The organism is Flavobacterium granuli (assembly GCF_900129705.1).
GTDB classification, from domain to species: Bacteria; Bacteroidota; Bacteroidia; order Flavobacteriales; family Flavobacteriaceae; genus Flavobacterium; species Flavobacterium granuli.
Genome location: NZ_FQWO01000020.1, coordinates 1 through 9,430 on the forward strand (window position 1 = coordinate 1; position 9,430 = coordinate 9,430).

The window sequence follows — 9,430 nt, forward strand, 5'->3', positions numbered from 1 at the left end:
CTTAAATCCAGCGCGGCCAATCCAGTTGCAGAGCTGCTTAGAACCCCATGTGATTCTCCATCATAGGTTCCGTTGAATGCAGTAAGGACGATTGTAGCATCGATTTTACCGATCGCATTGTCCACAGTTCCATTGGCGGTATTGTAGTTATTGTTTCCTGCAAAGCTCCATACATCAGCGGTATAAGTTCCCCCGTTGGTGTGTGTTGTTGCGCTTACATCCATCAATGCCGTAAGATCTGCCGGAGTGGATTCCACCCCAATAGCCGTAAAGGCAGAAGTATGAGGATTTCCATCGTAAGGAAGCGAGTAAGGAGTAACCGTGATTAGGGCATCCGCTTTGTTGATAACGAAATTACCTACTGATATGCCCGTTAATGTATTATAATTATTGTTATCATTCGGTACAAAACTAGCCGTTACCGTATAAGTAGAGGCGGCTGTTTGTGTCGCCGATCCACCAGTTAAAATACTAGTTACTGATCCAGGTACTGAGCTGGTGGTTATATTTACTGTAGCACTTTGAGCGGAACCTGTATAAACAGTAGGTGAGTTGCTTACGGCTAATGTAGCACTTGGTGTAGCTTTATCAATAAAAAAAGCTAAAGCTAAGGAAGTTGCTGCATTATAATTAGCATCACCAGTAACAGTTGCAATGACCTGATAAGTTCCAACATTAATGGGTTGAATTGGACTAGCTACATAAGTAGTACTACCTGTACCTGAATAGCTATAGGAAACCGCCCCAGTAGATCCTGTAACTGTAGAACTAGCAGGGCCTTGTTCTAAACCATTATAAGTAAAATTAGTTGTACCTGTTACTATAATACTTGATTCAGTTTTATTAGCTGTCGTAAACGTTCCTTGACCTGTATAAATCGTTCCACTACTATTTTTTGCAAAAGCTTTATAATAATAAACAGTACTCGATGATAATCCTGTAACAGGTACTGTAAAAACACCAGTTGAATAAGGACCGGGTGTTACTGAAACTTTTGTTCCTGCTCCATCAGCAAACCCATTGGTCGTACTCCAATAAATACCACGTTCCGTAACTGATGAACATCCAATATTTGTAATATTTCCACCAAGAGTAGCCGTATTTGTTGTAATTGCAGTACTTGTTGGAGAAGTAACAGTAGGAGGTGAATTAACACCTGTTCCACTTGCCACAACATTAACGCTAGTCGCACCACCTCCACCTACAGCGATATTTCCATTATAGGATTGCGCTAATGTTGGCGTAAATTTTACGTAAATTGTTTGGCTATATGCACCTGCAGCATGTGTAAGACTTAATGAAGATGTATATGTTCCCTCTGAAGTTGTACTGTATGTGTAACCGCTTAATGCACCAACTGTTATATTGGCTGTAGTAAGGTTTGTACCTGTAATGGTAAAACTATTTGGTCCTTCTGTTGTGTTTGGACAAACATCTCCAAATGCGGGTAAGGTTCCAGTTGTTAGGGTCGGACTGGCCACAGCTGGCCTAAGCGCAACAAGAAGAGAACCATTCCATTCACCAATATTAAGTGCAGCTGTACCTGTTCCTGTAGAACCAATTGCAGATTTTAGTGCCCAGGCCGCACCCATACCAATATCACGGGTAGAGTTGTAAGGTACGGTAAATAATTCATTTAAGCTTATAGCAGGAACTGTTGCAATACTCCAATTCGATACAGAACGATCATTGTTATAAGCACCAAACATAATTATTGCACTGTTAGCAGTTACTGTGATGATAGCAGAAGCATTTAAGGCGTTATCATCAGCAATGTTTGTATAAACCGCTCCAGGGGTAACATCAAATGGAGTTGTGCTATTTACTCCCGAAAAGGCAATTATTGCACCTTCAATATTACTTGAATTGATATGCTTTGTAAATGAAAAATTAGAAGCAGAGACATCGGCACTACCAGCTTTTTTATAATAGAGGTTAGCACGACACCTTTCACCATTACTGGATCTAATATCACTACCAGCAATCAAAGTCCAACCTGTTGCAGTAGGATTGTTGATTTGATTGCCCGTTCCTCCTTGGACAATTTGAACAATCATTAGATCATCTATAGCAAGTCCAGAAGGTTTAGTTATGGTGAGTGTTGGGCTTGTGGTTGTTGCAGTAGTAGCAGTGCCTCGTTGCGCTATTTGTCCATAAGCCATTCCTTGCATGGTAAAAAGTAGCAGTAAGCCTAGAAAAAGGCTTAGTCCACCAAATAAATTCCTTCTTTTTGATGGTCGGCATTTCGCCTCTTTTGTAGTTATACCTTTTATTCCACTCATAAGGACTTGCCCAGGAGGGTAGGAGTACTGTTGTTCCATACTGCTATTGTTTTTAGAGACTTGTAGGAATAATAAAGTGCCAGTCTCGTTCTTGAAAAACAATAAACTGATGACTGCATTTATATTTTTAACCTGAAGAAGTATAGTTTTGAGTAGTTGCAGAACTATAAAGGCAAACGTTTTGAAGTAGAGATTCATCATAAGACTGTTTTTTTAGTGTGATATGGTGTATTCTTGCGTAATAATTTAGATTATTTGTATTCAATGATGTCTAAATCTGCCTGCACATCGATTTCTTTTGCAGTGATTCAAAATATTAATCTTAAAAATGAATTTAAATTCGATGATTTTGTTTCTTTTTTAGATCATTAATTAAATATAACTTATTAAAATTGAGCAACTTGTTAAATAAAATTAGTAATAATTTGCTGATACTATTTGTTTTTTCCATAACTAACCTAAATAATCGTTAAAATGTCGATTTTCTTGTAAGTTTTTTATTTATTCAATAAATATATTGCTGTTATTTTATTAAAAAAGAAAGAAAAAACTTGTTTTTTTTAGTAAAAACAAGATAATTATGGCTGTTTTATGGAATAAGCCTATAATTTTGGTGTTTTTAAAATTCTATGGATAGATGTTTTTTTTAAATGAGAATTTTTCTGATGTAAGAAAAATTTAAAATAAAAATATTTTTCTGTTCTTAAAGAAAAAGACTTTATCCCATATTAGTTTCTAATACGAGATAAAGTCATAACATTTTTATTTCTCTAGTAATAATGCAATTGCATTATTTCAAGTAATCTTCTCAAGAAGACAGGGGTATTTTATTAGAATGAATTACAGAGCTGTTATAATAAACTCACTACGTCTGTTCATTTGATGTTCCTCTTCGGTACAATCTACCCCATCGGCACATTTATTTACGAGTTGATTCTCACCATAACCTTTACCAACCAAGCGGTTTTTATTAACTCCATTTTTAATCAGCCATTGAATGGTAGATTTAGCTCTTCTGTCAGACAATGCTTCGTTGTATTTATATGATCCTCGACTATCAGTATGAGAACGAATATCGAGTTTCATATTTGGATATTGATTCATAACATCCAGTATTTTTTCTAAATCCAGAGCAGCTTCCATCCTGATGTCTGATTTATCAAAATCAAAATAAATCATTTTTATTCCAAAACATTTACCTAAATCATCCCCTACTGCCACTTTACATCTTGCTTTTTCCAATGCAAATGGCAAGTGGGTTCTTCCATTTTCTTTGGCGATAGTGACTATTTCTTCTTTGGTGGTGTATTCCTCTTTGGTTGCTCTAACGCTATATCTTTTACCACATTCTACAGTTAGGGAATAATTTCCCTTCTCATCCGAGTAGATAGTATTCAGTGTTTTTAGATTATCGTCGAGTAAGCTTATTTGAGTATTAGACAGTATTTCACCAGTATCTGAATCGGTAATTTCACCGTAAAGTTCCTGTTCACAAACTAATTTTTTAGTTTCAAGAAATTTATAAATGTCATCATAACCTTGACCGCCATCTCTATTGGAGGAAAAGAAACCTCTTCTGGTTTTGGTATCTATTAAATAGGCAAAATCATCTTGAGGAGAATTGGCATCGGTTCCTATGTTTTGAACTTTGTCAAAAGTGCCGTCTGCATTTATTTTGGAAACAAATATGTCTAAGCCTCCCAAACCCGGATGCCCATCTGAAGCAAAATAAATTTCGTTTTCATTGGTTAGGAATGGAAAGGTTTCGCGGCCTTCAGTGTTGATCGTTCTTCCCAAATTTTCGGGTGTCCCAAAACTTCCGTCTTCGTTAATCTTTACTTTAAATAAATCAGATTGTCCAAATGTACCCGGCATATCCGAAGCAAAATATAATGTTTTTTCGTCGGCACTTAAGGCGGGATGTGCCGTACTATAGCTGTCGCTATTGAATGGAAGTTCGGTTATGTTTGTCCATTTATCATTTTCAAAATTTGCCTTGTATATTTTTATTAAAGTAATGTTATTACCATCTTTTCCTTTTTTTCCTTCTAGGAAGTTATTTCGGGTAAAGTACATTGTTTTTCCGTCTTTGGTAAAAGTTGGGGTAGACTCATGGAATCTTGATTTTACATTTCGGTCAAATTTCAGGACTTTAGCAGGAGACATTGCCTCATCTAAATCAGCTACATAAAGATTAGTAAAATATTGATCGGTCCAAGCATGTTTTCTTTGCCCCAGACTACCAGTATCTCTGGCAGAAGCAAAGACTATTTTATTCATATAGAAAGAAGAACCATAATCAGAATATTTAGAGTTAATTCCTGCGTTTTCTACTTGATACCTTCCTGAATTGGCTTTAATTTCTTCAAGAAAGTTGCGATCTTTTTCAAAAAGTGTCCCTCGACTATCGTTTCCGGCTAGCTGATTGAATTTTTGCATTATCTCATCAGCCTTATTATTCTCGCCTATAGATCTTAAGGATTGGGCATAGCGATAATAATATTCTGGTTCTAAATCCTGGGTCATGGTAAATAACTCAGCATACCATTTCGCAGCCTGATCCAGTTGGGCATTGTAGTAGTAGGAATTCCCTAGTTTTTTGAACATGTCTACCGATTTGTACCCTTTCTCTGCAACTCTTTCGTAAGTTTTTATGGCATCTATATAGGCATAGTTGTCATATTTTTTTTCTGCTGTAGAAACTCTTGCTTTTTGGGCTAAACAGTGAAATGAAAAAACATTTACTATTGTTATAAAAAGGAGTATTTTATTTTTCATAATGATTGTTTTAAAAGAATCTTAATTGTTATCAATTCATTGCTGCTTTTTAATGTAAATTATCTGGTATTCTGTCCAGTTAATTGATTGTATTTTTTCATTATTTCATCGGCTTTGTCGTGTGCCCCAATGGCTTTCAAAGAATTTGCATAACGATAAAAATATTCGGGTTCTAAATTAGCGGTCATGGAAAATAATTTTTCATACCATTTGGCAGCCTTATCCATTTGTGAATTATAGTAATAGGCGTTTCCTAATTTTTGAAACATTTCTACAGATTTATATCCTTTTTCTGCTATTCTCTCATAGGTTTCTATCATATAGATATAGGCAAAATCACCATGATGAACTAAAGTGTCAGTTATACTTAAACTAGTAGATTGTTGAGGATGATTCTGAACGGTATCAATAACAGTGTTAGGAGGTATCGTATCAACAATCGTTTTCGCAGTGTTATTACCGCGTTGTGGTACTTTTAGATATCGTATCGTTATAACTCGGCTATTGTTAGGACCTAAATCATTAGTCCTAATTTGGCTAGAGTCTGTTACAGTATAGGTAGTTTTGTATCCTCCAAATGTCATGTTGATTCGCTCTTCCACATGGTATTGTTTTATCGTTTTTGTAGTATTAATTTGATTTTCTAAAAGGTTAGGCGTCATTGTTTGTGTCTTTTTTATTTTTGTGTTAGCCTGAAGGGAATACCCCTTTTGTGCAAAAGTGTTAAATGATAAAAGACAAATTATGGTTAGGTAAAAGTTGATGTTCTTTTTCATTTAAATGTTTTTTTAAAGAATTTAACAAACTGAACCTTAATTAAGTCTTTTTCGAAAATTACCGAGTTTTATTTTCAGACAATTGTGTGAATTTTTTAAGCATTGCATCAGCTTTTTCATTTTGACCTAAAGCTTTTAAAGACTGTGCATAGCGGTAATAATATTCGGGTTCTACATCTTGTGTTAGAGTAAATAGTTCTCCATACCATTTAGCTGCTTTGTCAAGTTCGGAATTATAGTAGCAAGCGTTTCCTAATTTTTTGAATATATCTACCGACTTATATCCTTTTTCTGCAACTCTTTCATAAGTTTTCAAAGCATCAATATTAGCAAAGGTTTCATGTTTTTTATCTACTACAAGATTTTTTGATTTTTGAGCATTAATGTTAATTGAAATAACATTAGCTATGGTTATAAAAAGAATGATTGTAGTTTTCATAATATGTTTTTTAGAAGAATCGGGGTGTTATTATTCTGTTATTCTTTTTAAAGATTTCGTATCTAAGGAAAATTTCATGTGATCCTGAATTATAATTGTCAAGACGAGTCGTTTCACGATCATAACCATAGCCAATGTATAAAGCATCTGAGACTTGAAAGCCTACCATAGCACTTAATGCAGCACTCCATCTATAGGCGACACCTACTACAAATTTATCATTAAACATAAAATTGCCTGATACATCTACTTGAAGGGGGGCACCTTCTACCATTTTAGTGAGTATAGTAGGTTTGAATTTTGTAAAGTAGTTTAAATCAAAAACATAACCTGCAATTAAGTAGTAATTAATTTTTTCTTTAAATATAGCCACCTCATTATCATCATAGCGATTGGTTTCTATGAAATTGGGAACGGATAGCCCCAAATAGGCTTTATCAGAATGATAATAAATACCTGCACCAATATTAGGGGATAATTTATTATTATAGTCATGTAGGCTTGGATCGTCATCAACTGGATTAAGTTTATTTACATCTAAACTGAATAGATTGGCAGTTGCCTTGATCCCAAATGAAAGTTTGAATGTTTCAGAAGTAGGTATGGTGTAAGATAGATCAGCTGCTAAGGTGTTTTCATGGGTCGGACCAATTTTATCATTTATTATCGATACTCCCAGGCCCAAATTACTCTCGTTAAAAGGAGTATTAACTGATACTGCATTAGTGACAGGTGCGCCGTCTAGACCTACCCATTGTGTGCGATGTAAAGCAAATATACTCAAAGCTCCTCTTGATCCTGCATAAGCGGGATTGATATTGATTGTGTTGTACATGTACTGTGTAAATTGGGCATCTTGTTGAGCATAACTTACAATTCCAGTAAACAACAAAGCGAATATTAATACTCTTGTCTTCATTTATTTTGTTTTTTAACCTGAGGGTTGTTAGTCCTCAGGGATTAGATTTGAGTTAGATTTATCTTGTTAGGTATAAATACCCTTCTTTTCTGTTGGTTTGGATATTACCACCGAGGTCTACAGAAGTATAATTCAAGATGTAGTAGTAAGTTCCTGTAGGTAAACCAGATGATTTACTGATAGTTGTTCTACCTCTTGAAAAGCCGTCAAAAGCATTAGTTTGATTATTGTAATTTGTTGTGTCAAAAACTAATACACCCCAGCGGTTATAAATTTCTACTGTATTTTCAGGATAACAGGTAGTATCTCCGATGCCGTCGATTACAAAGGTTTCATTAATCCCGTCTCCATTTGGAGAGAAGGCGTTATGGACAACTATATTTTCACATCCTAATACGCTTGCTTTTTCTACCGTTACAGTACCTGAAGCAGGAGGAATTGGGTTGCCATTGGAATCTTGTCCAGTAGCATTAGCAATATTGATTACAGAATCTTTAGCTAAATCCTCTTTAGTGATAGTATAAGTTTGATAAAATTCTTTGTATCCACCAGGACTAAGATTAAAGCTATCGTTTGTAGTATTCAATCCTGTTAATGGATCTTTTACTATAATGTTTTGAAGTGATACATTACCAGTGTTTTTTATTACAATTGTATAGTTAATTATATCACCAACAAAGCTATAAACATCTGTAGTTTGGTTATTACTGGATACAGTTGCCGTTTTGATTACTTCTAAACTCGGGTTTTGTTGTATCTCTGTAATTGTACATGTAGAACATTGTTCGTTTACGGGACAGGTAAGACAAGGAGTAGGGTCTGTTGATGTAGCGGTTACATTATCATTTGGACCTGATGGAGGAGTACCTGTAGCTATAGCTAAGTTGTAGACAAAACCTTTGTTAATATCAGTTTGTGTAATTGGATAAATAGCTGTAAAAGTAGTACTGTCTGATGCATCCGCCGCAAGTGTTATAGGACCGCCAGAAATTACAAGCCCTGGTAACTGGTCAGTAATACTTACGTTGGTTAGTGTTACATTTCCAGTATTTTTCACTACAAAATTATAAACTATTTTATCTCCAAGATTTGGAATTCCATCCTGATTAGTATCTTGGTAAATTCCATCTTTAGTTATTGCAATCGAGGCTGTGTTACAAATCGGAATCACATTCGGATCATTATTAGTCGTTGAACTACCTGATTGATCAGTTACAATTGTCGTATCAGGAGCAGTACCATTAACTGAAGCCTGATTCGTGATTTGACCATTATCAACATCGGTTTGAGTTACGGTATACGTTGCTGTAAAAAGCCAAGTTTCGCCAACATCTAGTATGCCGACATTGTTAAGATCACCACTTTGCAATGCAATAGTAGACAAACCATCATGAAGGTCTTCAATAGCGACAGCATGTAAACTTACATTGCCCTTATTAGTTACGGAGAAGGTATAGGTTACTATGTTGCCATCTTTTAGACTAGCACATCCGTTTTCTCCAACTGTAATGTCATTGGTTTTCACAATGGCAATACTTGGATTTTGGAGTAAAGTTACTATTGTTGGAGTATCATTATCCAGTGCAGTTCCAGAAGTATCTGTTACGTCTTGTTGGTCAGAATCTTTCGCCGTTGTCAAAGCGGAATTGGTGACTTTACCAAGATCGATATCAGTCTGAGTAAGTACATAGGAAGCGGTAAAAGTATTTGTATCAGTTGATCCCACTGCAAGTGTAGCTATTGGCTCTCCTATGATGTTCACTAATGGATCAGTTATAACAACATTATTCAGAGGTACGTTTCCTGTATTTGTAACAGAGAAGGTATAACTGATAGTTTCTCCTGCTTGCGCATATCCGTCTGAGTTACTATCGTTGAAAGTTCCTGTTTTTACCAAGGCTATTCCTGACTCAACTATCGTATAAGTGTAGTTTATGATACATCCATTATAATCTTTAATTTCAACAGAATAGGTACCTTTAGATAGTGAATTTAAGTCTTTGGTAGTTGCGCCATTAGACCATAAATAGGTATATGGGCTTGTTCCACCACTTATTGTTTGAGTTATTGAACCGTTAGTACATCCCACACAATTATTATTGTTTACAATAATAGCGGTAGCATTTAAGGCTGCATTTGGTTGGCCAACAGTTATGTTACAAGTTGTTTGGTATCCTAATTTATCTGTAACTGTAACAGTATGATTTCCTGCATTTAAAGCAATGGCTTGTGCAGT

General features: G+C 35.3%; 6 protein-coding genes. All 6 read right to left on the reverse strand.

Annotated features, from left to right (window positions below; translation table 11 throughout):
- On the reverse strand, positions 1-2,321 hold a 2,321-nt coding region (locus tag BUB25_RS16160; RefSeq protein WP_139256929.1), incomplete at its 3' end, for a beta strand repeat-containing protein.
- Positions 2,322-3,122: 801 nt separating this feature from the next.
- On the reverse strand, positions 3,123-5,060 hold the full coding sequence (locus tag BUB25_RS16165; protein ID WP_072946174.1) for an OmpA family protein: 1,938 nt from the start codon (positions 5,058-5,060) through the stop codon (positions 3,123-3,125).
- 59 nt (positions 5,061-5,119) lie between these two features.
- The gene (locus BUB25_RS16170) at positions 5,120-5,722 is read right to left on the reverse strand and encodes a tetratricopeptide repeat protein (protein ID WP_139256930.1); all 603 of its coding nucleotides are present in this window, start codon (positions 5,720-5,722) and stop codon (positions 5,120-5,122) included.
- Positions 5,723-5,894: 172 nt separating this feature from the next.
- Positions 5,895-6,275 carry a tetratricopeptide repeat protein gene (locus BUB25_RS16175; RefSeq protein WP_072946178.1) on the reverse strand — a complete coding sequence of 127 codons (381 nt, stop codon included), beginning with the start codon at positions 6,273-6,275 and terminating at the stop codon, positions 5,895-5,897.
- A 10-nt stretch (positions 6,276-6,285) separates the two neighbouring features.
- Complete coding sequence (locus tag BUB25_RS16180; protein ID WP_072946180.1) at positions 6,286-7,194, reverse strand: PorP/SprF family type IX secretion system membrane protein; 909 nt, start codon at positions 7,192-7,194, stop codon at positions 6,286-6,288.
- Positions 7,195-7,252: 58 nt separating this feature from the next.
- The coding region (locus tag BUB25_RS16185) for a DUF7507 domain-containing protein (RefSeq protein WP_139256931.1) at positions 7,253-9,430 on the reverse strand (2,178 nt) is incomplete at its 5' end.